Origin of the sequence: Acinetobacter sp. ESL0695 (assembly GCF_029392135.1) — a bacterium.
In the GTDB taxonomy this organism is placed as follows: Bacteria; Pseudomonadota; Gammaproteobacteria; order Pseudomonadales; family Moraxellaceae; genus Acinetobacter; species Acinetobacter pollinis.
Genome location: NZ_CP113932.1, coordinates 705,588 through 726,120, shown reverse-complemented (window position 1 = coordinate 726,120; position 20,533 = coordinate 705,588). Strand labels below are relative to the sequence as shown.

At 36.5% G+C, this 20,533-nt stretch carries 16 protein-coding genes; 9 read left to right on the top strand and 7 right to left on the bottom strand.

What is annotated here, in order from left to right; translation table 11 throughout:
- Positions 1–115: 115 nt before the first annotated feature.
- Positions 116–2,161: a penicillin-binding protein 2 gene (mrdA, locus tag OZX61_RS03460; protein WP_195770577.1), complete on the top strand. Its 2,046-nt coding sequence runs from the start codon at positions 116–118 to the stop codon at positions 2,159–2,161.
- Positions 2,162–2,168: 7 nt separating this feature from the next.
- Entirely contained in the window at positions 2,169–2,723 is a 555-nt protein-coding gene (rsmD, locus tag OZX61_RS03455) for a 16S rRNA (guanine(966)-N(2))-methyltransferase RsmD (RefSeq protein WP_277095326.1), read from the top strand.
- 2 nt (positions 2,724–2,725) lie between these two features.
- On the opposite strand, the gene OZX61_RS03450 is transcribed toward rsmD, so the two are convergent.
- From OZX61_RS03450 to sthA, 4 genes are all read right to left on the bottom strand, one after another.
- Positions 2,726–2,980, bottom strand: coding sequence for a hypothetical protein (locus OZX61_RS03450; protein ID WP_277095325.1), 255 nt, complete (start codon positions 2,978–2,980; stop codon positions 2,726–2,728).
- 148 nt (positions 2,981–3,128) lie between these two features.
- The gene (dps, locus tag OZX61_RS03445; protein WP_195770580.1) at positions 3,129–3,626 is read right to left on the bottom strand and encodes a DNA starvation/stationary phase protection protein Dps; all 498 of its coding nucleotides are present in this window, start codon (positions 3,624–3,626) and stop codon (positions 3,129–3,131) included.
- A 187-nt stretch (positions 3,627–3,813) separates the two neighbouring features.
- Entirely contained in the window at positions 3,814–4,326 is a 513-nt protein-coding gene (locus OZX61_RS03440) for a DUF4334 domain-containing protein (protein WP_277095323.1), read from the bottom strand.
- 328 nt (positions 4,327–4,654) lie between these two features.
- On the bottom strand, positions 4,655–6,070 hold the full coding sequence (gene sthA, locus OZX61_RS03435; protein WP_277095322.1) for a Si-specific NAD(P)(+) transhydrogenase: 1,416 nt from the start codon (positions 6,068–6,070) through the stop codon (positions 4,655–4,657).
- Positions 6,071–6,279: 209 nt separating this feature from the next.
- On the opposite strand from sthA, the gene lipA reads away from it, so the two are divergent.
- Positions 6,280–7,293, top strand: a complete 1,014-nt coding sequence (gene lipA, locus OZX61_RS03430) for a lipoyl synthase (protein ID WP_195770583.1) — start codon at positions 6,280–6,282, stop codon at positions 7,291–7,293.
- Between the two features lie 46 nt (positions 7,294–7,339).
- Here the strand turns inward: lipA and OZX61_RS03425 are convergent, their stop codons facing one another.
- Positions 7,340–8,680: an amidase family protein gene (locus OZX61_RS03425; RefSeq protein ID WP_277095321.1), complete on the bottom strand. Its 1,341-nt coding sequence runs from the start codon at positions 8,678–8,680 to the stop codon at positions 7,340–7,342.
- Between the two features lie 41 nt (positions 8,681–8,721).
- Positions 8,722–10,032: an MFS transporter gene (locus OZX61_RS03420; RefSeq protein ID WP_277095320.1), complete on the bottom strand. Its 1,311-nt coding sequence runs from the start codon at positions 10,030–10,032 to the stop codon at positions 8,722–8,724.
- Positions 10,033–10,395: 363 nt separating this feature from the next.
- Here OZX61_RS03420 and OZX61_RS03415 point away from each other — a divergent pair, with 363 nt between their 5' ends.
- On the top strand, positions 10,396–10,998 hold the full coding sequence (locus tag OZX61_RS03415) for a peptidoglycan amidohydrolase family protein (protein ID WP_277095319.1): 603 nt from the start codon (positions 10,396–10,398) through the stop codon (positions 10,996–10,998).
- Positions 10,999–11,047: 49 nt separating this feature from the next.
- Here OZX61_RS03415 and OZX61_RS03410 read toward each other — a convergent pair whose 3' ends face one another.
- Positions 11,048–11,497, bottom strand: a complete 450-nt coding sequence (locus tag OZX61_RS03410; protein WP_277095318.1) for a GNAT family N-acetyltransferase — start codon at positions 11,495–11,497, stop codon at positions 11,048–11,050.
- Between the two features lie 160 nt (positions 11,498–11,657).
- Between OZX61_RS03410 and OZX61_RS03405 the strand changes: the two genes are divergently transcribed.
- The 5 genes from OZX61_RS03405 (at position 11,658) to OZX61_RS03385 (ending at position 20,486) form a co-directional block, all read left to right on the top strand.
- On the top strand, positions 11,658–12,809 hold the full coding sequence (locus tag OZX61_RS03405) for a heparan-alpha-glucosaminide N-acetyltransferase domain-containing protein (protein WP_277095317.1): 1,152 nt from the start codon (positions 11,658–11,660) through the stop codon (positions 12,807–12,809).
- 237 nt (positions 12,810–13,046) lie between these two features.
- Complete coding sequence (locus tag OZX61_RS03400) at positions 13,047–13,772, top strand: 16S rRNA (uracil(1498)-N(3))-methyltransferase (RefSeq protein ID WP_277095316.1); 726 nt, start codon at positions 13,047–13,049, stop codon at positions 13,770–13,772.
- Positions 13,773–13,872: 100 nt separating this feature from the next.
- Complete coding sequence (locus tag OZX61_RS03395) at positions 13,873–16,725, top strand: GGDEF domain-containing phosphodiesterase (protein WP_277095315.1); 2,853 nt, start codon at positions 13,873–13,875, stop codon at positions 16,723–16,725.
- A gap of 156 nt (positions 16,726–16,881) precedes the next feature.
- On the top strand, positions 16,882–19,155 hold the full coding sequence (locus tag OZX61_RS03390; protein WP_277095314.1) for an NADP-dependent malic enzyme: 2,274 nt from the start codon (positions 16,882–16,884) through the stop codon (positions 19,153–19,155).
- A gap of 86 nt (positions 19,156–19,241) precedes the next feature.
- A complete protein-coding gene (locus OZX61_RS03385; protein WP_277095313.1) occupies positions 19,242–20,486 on the top strand; it encodes a multifunctional CCA addition/repair protein in 1,245 nt (414 codons plus the stop codon).
- Positions 20,487–20,533 lie beyond the last annotated feature (47 nt).

Genomic DNA, 20,533 nt, shown 5'->3' with positions numbered 1-20,533 from the left:
TTATAGAAAAATATAGAAAATAAGTTACATAATAACGTGAATAGAGTCTTTATTCATATCAAGCTTCGGTTAAAATAACACGTTTTAAACTCGACCTCGTGCTGATGCCGTCTATATGAAGCAACATTTTCCTTTAAAAAACGTACAACAAGAAAGACGCATTTACCGAAACCGTATATTTATTGCTGTTGGACTGGTACTTTTTTGTTTTTGTGTACTGATTGCTCGATATTTTTATCTTCAAGTTGTTCACTATAAAGACTTTTCAACAGCTTCTGACAACAATCGTATTAGATTACAGCCTATTGCTCCAACTCGTGGTTATATTTACGACCGAAATGGCATTCTGCTCGCAGATAACTATCCCGTTTTTACAGCCACATTAAGCAAGGCCGATGTAGATGATATTGACGAGACTGTCGAACGCTTAAAACCCATTTTAGATTTGTCGGAAGATGACATTGAAAAGTTCAACACACGTATTAAAACTGCAAAAAAAACAGAGCGTGTTGCACTTAAACTAAATATTAATGAGGCTGAAATTGCTCGCTTTAGCGAAGCAAAGTATCAATTTCCTGGTGTACAAATTGAAACCCAGATGACTCGCTATTACCCATATGGCGAACTCTTCGCTCATATTATTGGGTACGTTGGGCGAATTAACGATAAAGAACTCAAAAGCATTAATAAAGATACTTATGCAGGTACCAATTTGATTGGTAAAAGTGGCGTAGAACGATATTATGAAAATTTACTTCATGGTATTCCGGGAAATGAAGCTGTAGAAGCGGATGCGCATGGCAATATTTTAAGGCATTTAGGACGAAAAGAACCTGCTCAGGGCGATGACCTGTACCTCTCTATTGATTATGGCTTACAGGTGGTTGCATCTGAGCAGCTTGCAGGAAGACGTGGTGCTGTTGTTGCAATTAACCCAAAAACAGGTGAAATTTTGGCACTGGTTTCAAGCCCAAGTTTTAATCCAAACCTGTTTGTTACAGGCATCAGTGGCAAAGACTACGCCGCTTTACGCGACAACTTAGACCAGCCTTTATACAACCGTGCAGTACAAGGAACCTACCCCCCTGGTTCAACCATTAAACCTGTCGAAGGATTAGGTGGTATTAATTATGGTGTTGTAGATTGGTCTACTGCAATTCATGACCCAGGCTATTTTCAATTACCTGGCGACCCTCATAAATTCCGCGACTGGAAAAAGACGGGCCATGGTTTAGTAAATATGAATAAGGCAATTCAAGAATCTTGTGATACCTATTTTTATATTTTAGCTAACCAAATGGGCATTGAGCATATGAACGAATGGATGCGTCAATTTGGTTTTGGCGCAAAGACTGGATTAGATTTACCAAGTGAAAGCGCTGGAATCTATCCAAACCCTGAATGGAAAATGAAAAACTATAAGTCTAAATGGCTTCGTGGTGAAACAATTTCTGTCAGTATTGGCCAAGGCGCATTTACTGCTACACCTGTACAACTGGCCATGGCCATCGCTATTTTATCAAATCAAGGTAAACATATTACACCACACGTGCTTTCGTCAGTTAAAGGTGCACTGCCTCACCCGATCCATAATGATACAGACGGTATGGTTCAGTTTAATGGTACACAAGATGATTGGTTAAAAATGCGTGACGCAATGGTTGATGTGATTAACCACGGTACAGGTCGAAGCATTAAAACCAATGCATACCAAATTGCAGGTAAAACAGGAACCGCCCAAGTCAAAAGTATTGCTCAGGGTAAAAAGTATAATGAAGCGTTACTTACACAACGTGAATACGATCATGGACTTTTTGTTGGCTTTGCACCTGCTGAAAATCCTGAAATTGCAATTGCAGTGATTTGGGAGAATGGTCGACATGGCGGTGCTGCTGCACATATTGCCAAACCTGTATTTGACTACTGGATGGTGCAAAGAAAAACCAACCCAATTAAACCCACAGCACAGCAAATTAATGGTGGATTAATGACAGCGGGGCTCAAACCGGGTCAGCTACCAAGTGCAGGAAGAATGCTTGAGGCAGATCCGAATGCCATTTCAAGTAGCAGTCCTGTTGCAAACCTCGTTAAACCAACATCTACCCCAGCCGCTTCAAGCCGAGCAACAGGTGATGTACCAGACACAGATATTAGTGAATAGATAAAGTATGAAAAATCAATTGCGTATTATTGGTGGAGAATGGAAACGTCGACAACTTCAATTTGCTTCTATTTATGGATTAAGGCCTACCCCAGACCGTGTAAGAGAGACACTGTTTAATTGGCTAATGTGGGATATTCAAAATGCTGTGGTTTTAGATACTTGTACAGGTTCTGGCGCCTTAGCATTCGAAGCACTTTCTCGCGGTGCATCACATGTTACACTCATTGAGCCCAATAAAAAGCAAGCACAGTTTTTGCAGGAGAATATTCAAACACTAAATATTCAAGATAAATGTAACCTCCATCTCAGCACTGCTGAAGATGTACTCCCCAAGTTAAAAAAGGCATTTGATGTTGTTTTCTTAGACCCACCCTATAGTCTAGAACTTTGGGAAGATTTATCCCATTTAATTGATCCTCTACTTAAACCAGAAGCTTTTATTTACATTGAAGCCGATCGACCATTGGCACAAATTCGACTACCAGTATCTTGGGAAAAAATTAAAGAAACTAAAGCAGGGACTGTACAAGCTGGGCTATATAGAAAGCATAATGATTAAAATTAATCATCTTCACCTTCTATTTTTTCTCGATCTTTAAATAGCTTGAGACGCATCATGGTCTCATGCATGTTATGAGGTGACGGTGGTTGATGCTCTAAACCATCGTCATCAAAATACCCATTATCTAATGTAGAATTAATAAGGTGTGGAAAATCACTATATACCTGTGTTTGCACAGCACCAGCATGAATCGGTACCACAATACATCCTGCAACTGATAATAAACATAGGATAAAAATCCAAAAATGTTTCATAAGTCAATCATTGCATATTGAATATCAATCAGTTTGCCTGAATTTATTTTAATGATTGTGAATAATCCGTAATCATTTATAGTTGTTTTTTAAATAGACACAGATAAAAAAAACCAGCAATTAAGCTGGTTTTTTATTTAGGTAGATCTTAATTTTTTTCAATATTCGCTTCAATAAACCAAAGATACTGATCTAAGTCTTCAAGTGCAGCATGAATAATATCTTCAGAAATTGGGTCTTCAATTTCCTCGGTTGTAGCGCGAAGGTGGTTAGCCACAACAGCATAACGGTCTGCAAGCTGTACAAGGTGATCCTGCACATCATACACATCAGTCGGATATGCTTTGAGCTGAGAGTCTTTACCTACAACTTGGGTCGTGCCTAGTGCAGTACCGCCAATTTGCACCGCACGTTCAGCAACATTGTCTAGGTGTGCAATAATAGATGTTCTAAATGTATCTAACATTTCATGCACAGCAATAAAGTTGCTACCACGCATATTCCAGTGGGCTTGTTTTGTAATTAAAGATAAATCAATCAGATTCGATAGAATTTGATTCAAAATTTTTAATGTAGATTCTTTAATTTTTTCGTCAAGGTTATTACGTGTGTAAACGCGACCTAATGTTTTCGTCTTTGTTGTCATAGTATCCTCTTGTATAGAACAATGGAATTTAAAATCGTTATGGTTATAAAATAGCTCAACTTTTACGCTGTATCGAGCTTATGTTTCATATTAAAACAAAGCAGTAACAATCGTTAGCAAAATATTGTATTAAAAAATTATAGTTAGAGTTTCAAATTTTGAGTGACCCTAACTATATCTATTTAAATTATGATTCTACAAACTTTGCAGGAAATTCCTGAATTCTTTCTAAATAGAAAACGCAATTGCCATCTTTGTGAAGATGTTCAGGCGAACCCTCAAAAGGTTTACCACTCATTACGCCCATTACTATATTTTCATCTACTTGACGAAAATGTCCAAATAGTGGCACGTGATCATAAACAAGTGTAGCCGATGTTTTACCCCTAAAATCTATATTCCATAAACTTGCACTTCCATGCATTACCTTCTTATTGGAAAATAATTCCCCATGCTCGTTGTAGCAAATAACTGGATCGATATCGAATTTACTTCTAAACCACTTACCAAAAGACTTGATTTTTATTGGGAAATCAACATCCCATGGACCATTTAGCAACTCTGATTTCCATTTACCATAAATATTCTCTATCGATATTTCAGGCAAGGTATCAAAAAATGCGATTAACTCATCAGCAGATTCGTAAGACTTATCTTTTAACTGATTAAATTGATCAGTATATGCTGTTTTCTGATTCATTTTTATCCTCTATTATTTAATTATTCATACTCATAAAGTCTTAAAAATTAATAGTTTTGACTTTATTTTATCTTCCATAACGACCTGAAGGTAAGACATCATTAGTGCAGATCACCACTAATACCTATAGCTTAAAATTTTTCTATTCTTATAATGAATAAACTGGGGCGTTTATATATGAAATATAGCTTATAAAAAATATTTGAAATTTTGTGTGATTTATTTGTTTATTTTTATACTAAATGATAAGCAATTTAAGAGTTAAACATTCTATTTAACAATGAATATAGAGGATTTTAGAAAATCCTCTATATTCAATTCAAATAATTTAAAAAAGACGATTCAATCCATTTAAGGCTGCAACTCGATATGCCTCTGCCATTGTTGGATAGTTAAATGTAGTTTCCACAAAATATTTAAGTGAGTTATTTTGACTTTGCATAATGGCTTGACCAATATGAATAATCTCAGCTGCATTATTACCAAAACAATGTATTCCTAGAATTTCTAAACTGTCACGGTGGAAAAGTATTTTAAGCTCGCCCACTGTATCACCTGTAATTTGTGCACGCGCCAAATGACGAAATGATGATTGCCCAACTTCATAAGGCACTTTTTCTTCTGTCAATTCTTGTTCACTTTTTCCAAAACATGAAATTTCAGGAATTGTATAAATACCCGTTGGAATATCCGTTACAGGTTTTACATTTTCTTCACCGCTCATATTGGAGCCAGCGCAACGCCCTTGGTCATATGCAGCAGATGCAAGTGATGGCCATCCCACAACATCACCCGCAGCATAAATATGTTCAACTGAGGTCTGATATTGATCGTTCACTGAAAGCTGACCTCGACTATTTGGCGTTAAGCCAACATTTTCAAGCCCTAAACCATCCGTATTTCCTGAACGGCCATTACACCACAAAATTGCGTCAGCCTTAATTTTTTTACCGCTTTGTAAATATAAAATGACATAATCATCAGCTGTTTCTAAGTGGTCAATTTGCTCATTATGTCGAATAAGCACGCCTTGTTCACGAAGATGATAAGACAAGGCATCTGAAATTTCTGCATCTAAATAACTCAGTAGCTTTGGCTGGGTATTAATTAAATCGACTTTATGATTCAAACCGATAAAAATAGAGGCATACTCACAACCAATCACGCCTGCACCATAAATAATAATTTTCTTGATGGTATAATCTAAGTCTAAAATTTTATCTGAATCAAATACACGAGGATGATTAAAATCTAAACCTTGTGGATGATATGGACGACTTCCTGTCGCAATCACAAGCTCCGTAAATAAAATGGTCTCTTTCACACCATCTGGTGTAAATACAACGACCGTATTTTTATCTTGAATATAAGCACGACCATAAAATACATCAATATTGTTGCGATCATAAAAACGACTATGTGTCGCTACTTGCTTTTGAATAACTCGATGTGCATGGCTTAAAACCTGTTTCATGGTGAAATTTTTCCATTCACCTACTTTTTGAAACATCGGATCGCGCTGATAACGCATAATGCTTGAAACGGTCTGACGTAAAGCTTTACTTGGAATTGTGCCTACATGCGTACAATTTCCTCCCAATTGACCACGCATATCCACAATCGCAACGCGCTTGCCAGATTTGGTCAATTTCATTGCTGCACCTTCACCTGCAGGACCTGAACCTAAGACAATGGCATCGTATTGACTAAAATTCCCTCTAATCACTTCTTTCTTACGTGACATATACCTCTCCTTCCATTGTTTTGGATTATTTTAGCGTAATTCAGGTTCTTTGAGATGCTACTTTGCGTTATTTTCACCAAGTTATACACCGTTATTTTTCATTTCTTTAACAAATCTCTATTACTCTACGCAATGGCACATTTTTCGTTATAATGCTACTGTATAGCAAAGAGCCATTTAAAAATTGTCAAACAGTGGAAATGTTGAAAATGACGAAAAACCGTAAGCCAGAACAGGGGGTAAAACTTCGCGGCGCTGATAAAGTCGCTAGAATTCCTGTAAAAGTGATTCCTACGGTTGAAGTGCCACGTAAGCCTGACTGGATTCGGGTAAAAATGACAGCACCTGAAGAAGTTCAGCGTATAAAAACGACTTTACGCGCACAAAAACTGCATACCGTTTGTGAAGAGGCAGCATGTCCCAACCTACCTGAATGTTTTGGTGGTGGTACAGCAACCTTTATGATTATGGGCGATATTTGTACTCGTCGCTGCCCATTTTGTGATGTTGCACATGGTCGACCAAATGCCTTAGATGCAGATGAACCACGCCATATGGCAGAAACAATTGCAAACCTGCACCTCAAATATGCGGTAATTACCTCTGTCGATCGAGACGATCTACTTGATGGTGGTGCACAGCATTTTGTAGATTGTATTAAAGAAGCACGTGCCCTCAGTCCAAATACGCTGTTAGAAATTTTAGTTCCCGATTTCAGAGGTCGTATGGATGTTGCACTCGATATTATGGCAGCATGCCCACCTGATGTGTTTAACCATAATATTGAAACCGTACCTCGCCTGTATAAAGCCATGCGTCCTGGCTCTGACTACCAACACTCTTTAACATTACTGCAACGCTTTAAAGAAATGCGTCCAGATATTCCAACGAAATGCGGATTAATGGTAGGTATTGGAGAAACTGAAGAAGAGGTCATTTCTTTACTAGATGATTTACATGCGCATGGTGTCGACTACGTAACAATTGGTCAGTACTTACAACCATCTAAGGAACATGCTGCACTTGAACGTTTCGTAACTCCAGAAGAGTTTGAGCGCTATGCAGAGCATGGTCGCAAACTTGGATTTAGAAACATTTGGTCTGCACCTATGGTACGGTCAAGTTACTTTGCAGATCGTCAATACTACGGCGAGCCTGTACCACAAGTTCGCAGAAAAGTGGATCCTGCGAAAAAAATTGCTGTACAAGCGATCGAAGCTTAATTTTAAAAGGTGACTAAATCCCGTATTTAGTCACCTTTGAACAAACTTATAACCCTTCAAAAAAATGTGCTGCGCGAAATACCGCTTCATCATCTCCAGAATATGAGGAAATAAGTAATCCCGTCGGTAATCCCTGTTTACAAAAGCCATTGGGCACTGTAATTGCAGGCGTATCTAAAAAACTTCCGGGCATAGTTAAACGCAAACTACGCTTATTCCAGCTAAAAAATGTTTCTTCACTGTCTAATAAAGGTGCAAGCCTAGGTGCAGTATGCATTACGGTTGGCGTTAACAATAAAGAACCATCAAGTTCAGCACGAATTTTTTGCTGTAGTTGTTGCTTTAAGAAATACAATTTAATTTGCTTAGAAGCAGGAAAATGGCGTGCTGTTTCTAATCTAGCACGAATGTACTGATCCATTTTTTCGGCATCAGATGAATCAAGTAATTTTTCATGTAAAGTGAATGCTTCAGCAGCACCCAACCATAATCCATCATCAACCAAATCTAAACTTTGTTGAAAAGCATCAATTGGACGATATTCTACTAAGCAACCTTGCTCTTTAAGTTTCTCTACACTTTGAGCAAAATTATTTTTTACATCTTCACACGTTTGAGGATGAGAAAATACACGCTCATCGACAACAAAACTTAACTGCTGTGGCTTAACCTGCACCTGAGGTATATCAAAACTTTTCTTTCCAAGCAGCAAATTATCTAATGCTTTACAATCACGTACGGTTAATGCCAAAGGCCCTAAAGTATCTAAAGTTTTGGCAAGCTCAAATACGCCATCTTTTGCATAACGCGTATAACTACTTCTATATCCAACCAGACCATTGAACGCAGCCGGTATGCGAATAGAACCTGCTGTATCTGAGCCCATCGCAATCGGTACGGTACCAACACCTACCGAAATTGCAGCACCTGAAGATGATCCACCCGAAACACATGTTTGGTCATATATATTTTTAGGATGACCAAAATATGGATTTAAACCTAAACCAGAATAAGCAAACTCTGATAAGTTTGTTTTACCAACATTTACCATCCCTTGTTGTGTTAATGTCGCCACCATACTCGCATCTGAAGTTTTTATTTCACTTTCATTTAAAACTGGCGAACCTGCAGTTGTTTTATACCCTTGAATATTAAATAAATCTTTCCATGATATTGGAATACCATCGAAAATTGAGAGTGGTTGTCCTGCATCCCATCTTTCTTTGGCAGCCTTCGCCTCACGATAAGCACGTTTTTCACAGCATTCTATATATACACTTTCTGTATGCTGAATTTTTTCAAATGCATTTTCTAAAGCTTGAACAGGATTAAGCGTTCTTTTTTGAAACTGTATTGCGATTGAAATTGCATCTTGTAAGTCCTTCACGATTTACTCCAAAGTAGAAAATGAATAGGTTTCCTTACCTTTCAATGAGTGGCAGGAATAGTTTGTTTCTGTGGTAGATCCACTTGAATTTTTTTATGAGGCTGTAGCATTGCCATACAACATACACTCAAGCCAGCAACACAAGCCGTTGCATAAAAAATAGCATGATATGAATAGTATTGTGCAAGCCAACCAGAAAGTAAGGGTGAGACAATAGCTGAGATATTTCCAATCGCAAGTGTAACGCCTGAGAAAACCCCAATATTTTGATAAGGAGAAACATCCATAATTACTGAATAATAGATATTATTAATCATGGCATTACATGCATTACCTAATGCGATAAAAATAATAATTGTAGTTGCTGTATGCATTAAAGGCACCACTGCAAAGCAAATCGCCGTTAAAGCCAGCATGACAGCAGCAAAAGTATTACGAGCAATCTTTAAACTGTATTTTTGATATAAATAATCACTCACATATCCACCAAGCACAACAGTAACTGTTGATCCAACCCATGGGATCATTGCCATATACCACAGTGCGTTCAGATTATAATGAAAGGTATCTTGTAGATACTTAGGCCCCCAAGACATAATTGTGAAAGTGACATACAAAAATGCAAAATAGCCAAAAGCATTTAATATTAATGTACGATTTTGAAAGAATGCCCACCATGGTAATTTTTCAGCATGATCTACTCGATCTTTTTGAATTTCTGCTAACTCATTTGCAGTGACTTTCTTATGATTTTCAGGTAAATCTTGGAATACAAAATAAAAAATAATCATAAATACAAATGAAATAATACCAAGAACAATAAACATTGTTCGCCAGCTGTGTGTTGACATTAAAAGAAAAACTGCAATTGGTGCGGTCAACAACCCAGCTACCTGTGTACTGAGTAATCCCAAACTCAAAGAAAAACTGCGTTCACTTTTAGGAGACCAATTGGAAATGGATTTATTTAATAATGGATATGCTGGCCCTTCTGCTATACCAAATAAAACCCTGAACATAGCAAATCCCATTAGTGCAGAACCAAAGAAGAATGTACCGATATTTCCCGCCCATGCAGTTAATATTTCAATAACAGACCATGCTAAACCAAAAAACAACCACACTCTTTTAGTTCCAAAGCGATCTGCAAGACCACCACCTATAAGTGCACCAATTAGGTAACCAAATCCAAAATATCCGAGTACCGCACCAATCTGTACTTTAGATAAAGCATATTCTACGGCGATATCATTAATTGCGAATGGCAATGCACCACGATCAATATAGTTAATTAGAATAAGTGTGAATAAAAGCATAAATATTGAGTAACGATACTTTGTATCTCCTTTCATTACACACCTCTTTTTATCTATTTAATTTTTACAACACATAGTGATATTCTCTAAATAAATACGATGCAATATAAATGCCAGATATTACTCTCATTTTTTTTCTTATATAATTTAGTTATATATAATAGACATAACAGTCTGTAAGATTGCATTAGACTTTGTTTTTTAAAAGATTATTTGAATAATTAATATATATTTTTTTTATATTATAAAACCCTTAACATTTTGTAACGTCATTTTTTCTCTTTTGGTCAATTTAAGATGGCTTGTCTCTGAGCAATGTTATAGTATTCCATAAACCTTAACTTAGCTGGGTACGAAATCCTCTGCTCCGTACCATGTGTTACCGGGAATGTTTTTGCAATGATTCACCATACGCATCACCAAGATCACGTTCATCATAGTGCTCCTACACATATTGTTGCCCATACTCACGCGTCTGCCACTAAAAGTAAGAACAGTGGTAAACATAAGCAAAAGCAACACACTTCTACGCACTCTAAAGCAAAAAAAACGGTTGTTGCTAAACACACCGTAAAATCTGCGAAAAAGAGAGCGCATCAACATACCTTTAATGCAAAAGTTCAACCTAACAAAGCCAGTCATAACCATATTAATGTAAATAAGTTTACTCATACATTGGCTGTGAATGCACGTCGTAAAAGTACAGAAAAATGTGCTAGACATGTTCGACTAGCGCTAGAATCTGCAGGAGCAAATGTTACAAACCATCCTGTTGCAGCTGCGGATTGGGGGCATACCTTAGAAAAAATTGGCTATAGACAAATTTCACCGGCATTTGATAGTCCACGCAAAGGTGATATCTATATTATTGGTCGTACTCGATCTCACGAATACGGTCATATTGCAGGCTATACAGGTTCAGATTGGGTTTCTGACTTTAGACAAAATAGTTATGCTGTATATAGTGGCAATGCAACGTACAAGTACTATCGCTTAATCTAATCAGTTTTAGAATATAAAAGACAAAAGCAGATAGCACTTCTTTTGTCTTTTATTGACAGTTGTATGTCATAAATAATGTTTCTTTATCCTCAGCAAAACCCATCTTCTTATAAAGACGCTGTGCTGATGTATTACTGACACACGTTTCTAACATTAGAAATTTTGCATCAGTTGTATTAGCCAATTGAATCGCTTGTGTCATTAAATACTCAGCAATTCCTTGTCTACGAAATAAGCTATCTACATATAAATCGTTTAAAATCCATGCTTTTTTCATCGAAACAGAAGAAAATATAGGATATAACTGAATAAAACCAACTACTTTACCCTGCTCATTTTTATAAATAATAAACTTTGAATCATTATTTTTTAATCGTGCTTTTATAAACGCTTTTGCAATTTCTAAATTGTCTTCTTGCTTATAAAACACTCTATATGCATTAAATAACTCAGCTAAATCATGAATATCTTTTTCGCTCTCTATTTCAAATGTATGCATTGGTGTATTGGTCTCATTTATATTTTTCGTTAATTCCTTACAGTAGATTAAATATATATTATTTTCAATAGCTTAATATTTAGAATATAAAAATAAAATAGGATTAGAGATAGTGTTATGTTATCTTATAACATATTATTTGTATATTTATACTTTTCTCATGTCAGTCAAACAACTTTCACAGCGTCTATATGCTATAGATGCACTTCGCGGTTTTGTCATTCTCATTATGATGCTCGACCACGTAAGAGAAACTTTTTTTTTACATCATCAAGTACCCGATCCAATGGTCATTAGTGAAACAGAGCCCATGCTCTTTTTGAGTCGAACTTTGGCTCATATATGTGCACCTGTTTTTGTATTACTTACTGGGCTTTCAGCATATTTATACCAACAAAAAAATAATAACCTAAAGATGACACAATCTTTTTTATTAAAACGTGGAATATTTCTTATCGCTTTAGAGCTCACATTAGTTAATTTTGCATGGACTGGACAGTTCCCCCCTCAAACTATTTATTTACAAGTTATTTGGGCTATAGGAATTAGTATGGTCTGTCTTGCAGGGCTTATTGCTTTACCTCGTCTATGGCAATGGTTCATCGCATTAATTATTATTTTTGGGCATAATCTTCTTGATCCAGTAACATTTCAAAACCAAATTCTACAATCATTTTGGAATATTCTTCACCAACGAGGATGGATTAACTTTGAAAATGGATTACGTATTCGTACAACCTATCCTGTATTACCATGGATTGGACTTATATTGATAGGATATTGCTTCGGACGAACATGGTTCCAAAAGCATATTACTCAAGTGCACCGCAGAAAAAATATTCTTACCACTGCTATTGTTAGTATTCTTCTATTTATTGTTCTTAGGCTTATCAACATTTATGGTGATCACTCATGGCAATATATGCCAACAGCCTTAGAAACTTTTATGAGTTTTTTCAACTTAACGAAATATCCACCTTCATTATTTTTTATTCTATGGAATGGTGGTATAGGACTGCTTATCCTGCTATTTTTAGAAAAATTTGAACATAAAAACTGGCTAAAACCCTTAATTACTTTTGGTTCTGTACCTATGTTTTTCTATATTTTACATTTATTTGTACTTAAACTACTTTATCTTATTTGCGTAAGTATCTTTGGTTTAAATCATGAAAAATACTTTGGTTTCAGTCATATCAGCTCGGTTTGGATCACCAGTATTTTACTTTCGATTGCGCTTTATCCTGCTGTAAAGGCCTTTTCGCACTTTAAACACCAAAATAAACACATTACATTTTTAAAATACTTTTAAACCCGTCTTTAAAGAGTGTTCTTGTGGCACTCTTTAAAGCGATTCATACATTTCACTCTAAATGTTTATTTATAGTACTCTATCTAAATATAAGGTTGTACTAAAGTTGTGCGAACGCTCCTTTAGAGGTAGCGTAGCTCACATACATTTTTATACTATAAACACCAAATATTCAGTATGCTGACTATTTGAATTATCTTTATCTATATTTCTTAATATTTCAGAGTTTCAAAGCTTATGAGTAACCGTTTTTATATCGATACAACATTAAACTTAGGTGAGCGTATTGAACTTACAGAAACGGTTTTTCATCATTGGGTACGTGTTTTACGTGCAAAAGTTGGGGAACAAGCCATATTTTTCAATGGTCAAGGTGGAGAATATACAGTTGAGCTCGTAGAAATAAATAAGAAGAACGCTTTTGTTCAGATTCAAACTTATTTAGCAGATGACCGTACGCCAAACTTTCAGGCGCTTCTAGGACAGGTAATGTCTAAGGGAGATCGAATGGACTATGCTATTCAAAAAGCTGTAGAGTTAGGCGTGCATACTATTCAGCTTCTCACAAGTGAACGCTGTGAAATGCGTTTGAAATACGATAGAGATCAGAAGAAAATAGACCATTGGCAAGCTGTAGCAATTGCAGCATGCGAACAATGTGGGCTTAACAAAGTACCACAAGTATTATCGCCTATCTCTTTAAATGATTGGTTTGAACAACCACTGCCACCGACCCGTCTTGTATTGGCGCCGAATAAAGAACAAAAACAAGTACTTGATCAAGAAAAGCCTCAGATTGCATTATTGATTGGTCCAGAAGGTGGGCTTTCTGAATCAGAAATTCTACAAGCCAATACTTACGGTTTTCAAAATTGGTGTATTGGAGAGCGTGTTTTGCGCACAGAAACCGCACCTGTTGTCGCATTGTCAATTTTAAACTTTACTTTTAAAGGTGAAATATAATAAGGTAGATATTAGAAAAAAATATTCTCAAGCTCGGTAATAATATAATACGCGATTGAAGAATATAAATACTAATACTCTTATTACTTATGGATATGCAATGTCATTTAGACAAAATGATATACAGCAAAAAGAAATAATAGCATACCAAGTTGAATACTCTTCACGTCTTATTATTTCTTTTATTTACAGCATTTTAATTGTAAATATATTTATTGCGGTTAATTTTAATTTTAGATTTCCAGATTATATCAACTGTATTAATTTCTCTATTTCAATTAATTTTTTTATATTACTTTTAAGTTTACTTGGAATAAGAATTAGTTTAAAAAAACAGTTTGATACACAAAATCTTTATTTTATTCATAAAATAATATGCCTAAGTATTGGTATCTGCTTAGGGTTACTTATATATACATTATATATTTATATCCCCTTACATCACCAATACCTTCAAGTACATGATATATTTTATATTGTACTTATTTTGCTCGTAGCAGTGTTGCTATCATCTTTAAGCTATTTAACACAGCGGTTGGTTTATTTTTTTCTTGTCGTCTTGCCAACGTGTTTTCCAATCCTACTCATACAACCGACACAAGAAGCTCCTAGTAATTCCTTTATTCCAGTATCTCTCAACTTCATTTTTATGATGGTCTGTTTATGTGCAATTAGCGTAAATCGTGGTCATAAAAAACACACAAAGAGAATGCTTGAGCAAAAAAATTTAACCACGTATCACAACAATAAATTAAAGAAACTACAAAGCATAAATCAGAAGTTATCTTTACAACTCAATACCAGCTATTCTTTAGAAAAAGAGCTTTCTCAAAAAAATGAAAATCTGATCAATCAATATATTCATGGCATGAAACAGCATGTTTATGACTACAACCAACTTTTTGAAAAACAGTGCTTTATCATGGAGTTGACCCATCGAACTTCTGCTATACACACATGGGAATGGAATATTTTAGAAAGCACACTAGAGGTGAATAATCAGTTTTTCTCCAAGTTACAAAATGATGCAACTATTTCCATGCAATTATCTGAAATCGTGCATGTCAATGATTTAAAAAACCTTGTGAGCCAACTTACTAAACACTTTACAAAGCAAAGGAATTTTTTTGAATGCCGATGTCGCATTAAATATAAGAATCAATGGGTTTGGGGCGCATTGGTTGGACAAGTTACTCGTACGCATACGAAAACTCAAGAACCGATTACAATGCTCGGTATCTTCAAGAATATCGAAAAAGAAAAACGCAACCAAGACCGTATTGAGCAATCTGTGCAGATTACACAGCATATTGATGTTGGAATTATCACATTGGATGCCAATTTAAATTATACAGATGCCAATCCATTTTTTTGTACTATAACAGGGTTAAGTAAGAACCAAATTATTGGTCGAGGTCTTTTCGATATTACAGATGATTATCACACACAGCAACGTAGCCTTCATTACTCCATTACCGATGAATTACTCAAAAATTCTCAGTTCAAAGGAGAGTTTGAAGAAACATTTATGTCTGGTAAAAGAATTAGCATTCGATGCCACATTCATGCGATTAAAGATCGTGATGAACATATTATTCAATACATTGGTATCATTTCAGATCTTACAGATTATAAACAGCAAGAACAGCGTCTAGACTATCTTGAAAACTATGACGTTACTACACAGCTCCCTAACCGCTTTTATTACAACTATAAGCTGTATCAGTTTCTAATAACACACCGTGAAAATATTAAGAAAGTTGCGATTATTTATTTATCGATAGATAGATTTCATGCACTCGAAGAGTTCTTAGGTAATAAAATAACAGGAATGCTATTACGTCATGTTGCAAAAAGGCTGAAGACACTTAATCCTCATGCTTTCATGATTGCTTACCTAAACCGTGAAGAATTTGCAATTGTCTATGAGTTAAATCATTTAAGACCAAGTATTCAGCAACTGTGTGGAGATATTATTGCTGGATTTGCACAGCCATTCTCCTTTGAAGAGCAAGAACTTATTTTAACTGTATCGCTTGGTGTTACGCTTTATCCAGAGCATGCGTTAGATTTTGATCAATTAAACCATCATGCAAGCCATGCACTTAGACAAGCTCAACATTTAGGTGGCAATACTGTCCAGTATTACGCACAAGAGAAAAATGGTTCATACATTCAAGATCTTAATTTAGAAAATGAACTCAGACAAGCTATTAAAAATGGTGAGTTAGAAGTTTATTATCAACCTAAAATTCATTTAAAAGAGCATATTATTTCTGGATTTGAAGCACTTATTCGTTGGAACCATCCAAGACAAGGGCTCCTTTCGCCTGCATATTTTTTACCATTTGCCAAGCAGACCAGCCTTATTTCAGATATTGGTAGATATGTTATTGAAGCGTCTATAAAACAACTTAAAGCATGGGAACTCGAAGGACTTCCACCTGTTACTATTTCTATTAATGTAGACCCGCAACAACTTTATAGAGGCCAACTTTTACACATTATTGATACTTTCCTTGAAAAATATCAGGTAGATGGCAAATATCTTGAATTGGAAATTACAGAATCATCACTTATTGAAAAAACACTGTATGTTCAGTCATTACTTCAACAACTCAAGCAAAGGCATATTGCACTCTCTTTAGATGATTTTGGAACAGGTTACTCTTCACTGGCTTACTTAACCGAATTTCCATTCGATATTATTAAAATAGATCGCCAATTTATACAAAATATGGATCAAATTTCGCAGAAAGCAATTCTAAATGCGATTATTGCTATGGGTAAAGCAATGGATCTGAAAATTGTAGCTGAAGGCGTAGAAACAAAAGAGCAACTCGAATTTTTTAGACAAAAAGAATGCGATATTGTACAAGGTTATATCTACTCCAAGCCTTTATCACCTAACAATGCGAGCGACTATTTAAAACACTTTTTGTCAGAACAGTAACTTAATTTGCCATAGGCAAGTCTATTTATCGTCATTTATACTTCAAGTTTTAGTATCTTTATCGCTGTGCTAAAGCTTTAACTAATGCTATATTCAAATCGTATATATTCCAGCGCGGCTTAGATCACTGGATTAAACTGTACTAAAGAGATTCAAATGGACGATCAAACACTTAAACAGCAAGCTTTAAATTATCACGAATTTCCAACACCGGGAAAAATCAGCGTTACGCCAAGCAAACAGCTCAGCAACCAACGTGATTTAGCCCTTGCTTACTCTCCAGGTGTTGCGGAACCTTGCTTAGAAATCGCACGTGATCCATCTACAGCTGCAAAATACACGGCACGTGGTAATCTAGTTGCCGTTATCAGTAACGGTACGGCTGTACTAGGACTTGGTAATATTGGCCCACTGGCTTCTAAACCTGTCATGGAAGGTAAAGGGGTTTTATTTAAAAAATTTGCAGGTGTCGATGTTTTCGATATCGAAATTGATGAAAATGATCCTGATAAAATTGTAGATATTGTTGCAGCATTAGAGCCGACTTTTGGTGGGATTAACTTAGAAGATATTAAGGCACCAGAGTGCTTCTATATTGAGAAAAAACTACGCGAACGTATGAAAATCCCTGTGTTCCATGACGATCAACATGGCACAAGTATTATTGTTGGTGCAGCATTACTCAATGCATTAGAGCTGAACGGCAAAAAAATTGAATCTTTAAAGATTATTGCATCAGGTGCTGGCGCAGCAGCGTTATCTTGCCTCGACTTACTTTGCGCATTAGGTGCAAAAAAAGAAAATATTATTGTTGCTGACTCGCGTGGTCTGATCACTACGTCTAGAGAAAACTTAGATGCCTCTAAACAGCGCTATATGCAAGATATTCCTGAAACAAAATTGCATGAAGTCATCGAAAATGCAGATATGTTCTTAGGACTTTCAGCAGCAGGTATCTTAACGCAAGACATGGTGAAGAAAATGGCTGAAGATCCAATTATCTTCGCTTTAGCCAATCCAGATCCTGAAATTTTACCAGAACATGCACACGAAGTTCGTTCAGATGTCATTATGGCAACAGGACGCTCTGACTATCCAAACCAAGTGAATAACGCGCTTTGTTTCCCTTACATTTTCCGTGGTGCATTGGATGTAGGTGCAACCACAATCAATGAAGAAATGAAGGTTGCATGCGTACATGCGATTGCACGTATGGCACATGTAGAAGCAGACACAACCACTTATGGTGAAAAACCAACTGCTTTTGGTCGTGACTATCTCATTCCGGGACCTTTAGATCAACGTCTTATTCTAGAAATCGCGCCTGCTGTTGCACAAGCAGCGATGGACTCAGGCGTAGCAACTCGCCCGATCGAAGATATGAACACATATCATCAAAAACTTTCTGAGTTTGTATACAATACAGCTTTCATTATGAAGCCTATTTTTGCACAGGCTAAGAAAGCACCTAAACGTATTGCATATGCAGAAGGTGAAGACGTACGTATTCTTCGTGCTGCTCAAGTCGTTGTTGACGAAGGGATTGCACGTCCAATTTTAGTAGGTCGTACTGCAGTCATTGAAGCGAACATTCAAAAACTTGGCTTACGTTTACACAATGGCATTAACATTGAAATCGTAGATCAAGAAAACAACCCGCAGTATGAAGAGTTCTGGAAAGACTATCACGATGTAATGAAGCGTAAGGGTGTTACTGTCGAGTATGCACAACGTGAAGCTCGCCGTCGTTCAACCATTATTGCTTCTATGCTTGTAAAAACAGGTAAAGCCGACGGTATGCTTTGCGGTACATATAGCAGTTACGAGCGTCATTTAGAGTTTGTTAGCAATATCATTGGACTAAAAGAAGGCATGAATAACTTCTTTACACTCAATGCACTCATGCTTGGCGATCGTAATTTGTTTATCGCAGATACTTATGTAAATACCAATCCAAATGCAGAACAATTGACAGAAATGACGATCATGGCTGCAGAAGAAGTTCGTCGTTTTGGTATAGAACCACGTATTGCACTTTTATCACACTCTAGTTTTGGTAGCAATCAGACTGACGAAAGTGCACAAAAAATGCGTAAAGTTTATGCACTACTTTCTGAGCGTGCGCCTGAACTGATTGTAGAAGGTGAAATGCATGGGGATGCTGCATTAGATGAAAATATTCGTCATTTTGCATTCCCAAATTCACGCTATAAAGGTTCAGCAAACCTACTTATTATGCCAAACTTAGATGCGGCAAATATTGCCTTTAATTTATTAAAGTCAACTGCAGGTAACAATGTGACTGTAGGCCCTATTCTTTTAGGTGCTGCAAAACCTGTTCATATTTTAACACCAACAGCAACAACACGTCGTTTAGTAAATATGACAGCAGTAACAGTGACAGAAATTCAACAGCAACAAGGCGAATAATACATTTCACCTAAAAAGGTTTGAATTTCAGACTTGTACAAACCTCTATTCTGATGCATGATGATGCTAAGAATAGAGGTTTTTTCATGCGTGTTTATTTAGTTGGTGGCGCTGTCAGAGATCAGCTTCTTGGCCACCCATATCAAGAAAAAGATTATGTCGTTGTTGGTGCAACTCCTGAACAGTTGATTGAACAAGGATATCAGCCCGTAGGGAAAGACTTCCCTGTTTTTCTACATCCTCAAACCAAAGAAGAGTATGCGCTGGCACGAACTGAAAGAAAGCAAGGTCGTGGTTATCATGGGTTTGAGTTCATTACCGACTCAAATATTACATTAGAACAAGATTTACTACGGCGTGATCTGACCATTAATGCAATTGCTCAAGACGAGGCCACAGGTCAAATCTACGATCCTTACCGTGGTCAATATGATATTGAGCATAAAATTCTTCGTCATGTTTCAGATGCATTCGTAGAAGACCCTTTACGTGTATTAAGAATTGCCCGCTTTGCTGCACGTTATTCAAGCTATGGCTTTACCATTGCGCCAGAAACACTTGCTCTTATGCGCCAATTAGCACACTCTGGAGAGCTAGAAAGTCTCACGCCTGAGCGTGTATGGAAAGAAACATCCCGAGCGCTATTGGAAAAAAATGCAGATGTTTATTTTGAAATTTTACGTGAATGTGATGCACTCAACGTGCTTTTCCCAGAAATAGATGCATTATTTGGTATCCCACAGCGCCCTGAATATCACCCAGAGATTGACTGTGGTATTCATACACTGATGTCTTTACAACAAGCTTGTAAAAATGAATATAGCTTAGATGTACGATTTGCTGTACTGGTACATGACCTAGGTAAAGCACTCACACCCAAAGATGTTCTACCTCGACATATTATGCACGAGGCACGTGGTGTAAAACCCGTGACTGAACTTTGTGAACGCTTAAAAGTTCCAACCAATACAAAAAAATTAGCAATTTCAGTATGTAAAGAACATTTAATGTGCCATCAGGCGCTAACGCTCAAGCCAGGTACACTCTGGCGCTTATTACAACGTTTAGATGTTTTAAGACGTCCTGAAAAAGTAGAAGAGTTTATTCAAGCATGCGAATGCGATGCACGTGGGCGACTTGGTTTAGAAAATAGACCTTACCCTCAAGCAGAATATATGCGCAAAGCAATTCAGTGCGTACGTCAAATCAAAGCCAGTGACCTCCCTAAAGATATTAAAGGCCCTGACATTGGTGAAATGCTAATTACTTACCGTATTGAAGCATTAGAGACCTTAAAAGCATCATTCCTTGCAAAACAAGCTCAGCCATAAATTGGTGTATTGCTGAAAAAACAGATCTAATCATTTCAAATTAGATC

Excerpts from the sequence above, each read along its gene's own strand:
- OZX61_RS03400 (WP_277095316.1), top strand. The coding sequence starts at position 13,047 with ATGAGTAACCGTTTTTATATCGATACAACATTAAACTTAGGTGAGCGT.
- OZX61_RS03385 (WP_277095313.1), top strand. The coding sequence starts at position 19,242 with ATGCGTGTTTATTTAGTTGGTGGCGCTGTCAGAGATCAGCTTCTTGGC.
- OZX61_RS03410 (WP_277095318.1), bottom strand. The coding sequence starts at position 11,497 with ATGCATACATTTGAAATAGAGAGCGAAAAAGATATTCATGATTTAGCT.
- sthA (WP_277095322.1), bottom strand. The coding sequence starts at position 6,070 with ATGTCACGTAAGAAAGAAGTGATTAGAGGGAATTTTAGTCAATACGAT.
- OZX61_RS03420 (WP_277095320.1), bottom strand. The coding sequence starts at position 10,032 with ATGAAAGGAGATACAAAGTATCGTTACTCAATATTTATGCTTTTATTC.
- mrdA (WP_195770577.1), top strand. The coding sequence starts at position 116 with ATGAAGCAACATTTTCCTTTAAAAAACGTACAACAAGAAAGACGCATT.
- OZX61_RS03415 (WP_277095319.1), top strand. The coding sequence starts at position 10,396 with ATGATTCACCATACGCATCACCAAGATCACGTTCATCATAGTGCTCCT.
- OZX61_RS03450 (WP_277095325.1), bottom strand. The coding sequence starts at position 2,980 with ATGAAACATTTTTGGATTTTTATCCTATGTTTATTATCAGTTGCAGGA.
- OZX61_RS03390 (WP_277095314.1), top strand. The coding sequence starts at position 16,882 with ATGGACGATCAAACACTTAAACAGCAAGCTTTAAATTATCACGAATTT.
- OZX61_RS03395 (WP_277095315.1), top strand. The coding sequence starts at position 13,873 with ATGTCATTTAGACAAAATGATATACAGCAAAAAGAAATAATAGCATAC.
- lipA (WP_195770583.1), top strand. The coding sequence starts at position 6,280 with ATGACGAAAAACCGTAAGCCAGAACAGGGGGTAAAACTTCGCGGCGCT.
- dps (WP_195770580.1), bottom strand. The coding sequence starts at position 3,626 with ATGACAACAAAGACGAAAACATTAGGTCGCGTTTACACACGTAATAAC.
- OZX61_RS03405 (WP_277095317.1), top strand. The coding sequence starts at position 11,658 with ATGTCAGTCAAACAACTTTCACAGCGTCTATATGCTATAGATGCACTT.
- OZX61_RS03440 (WP_277095323.1), bottom strand. The coding sequence starts at position 4,326 with ATGAATCAGAAAACAGCATATACTGATCAATTTAATCAGTTAAAAGAT.
- rsmD (WP_277095326.1), top strand. The coding sequence starts at position 2,169 with ATGAAAAATCAATTGCGTATTATTGGTGGAGAATGGAAACGTCGACAA.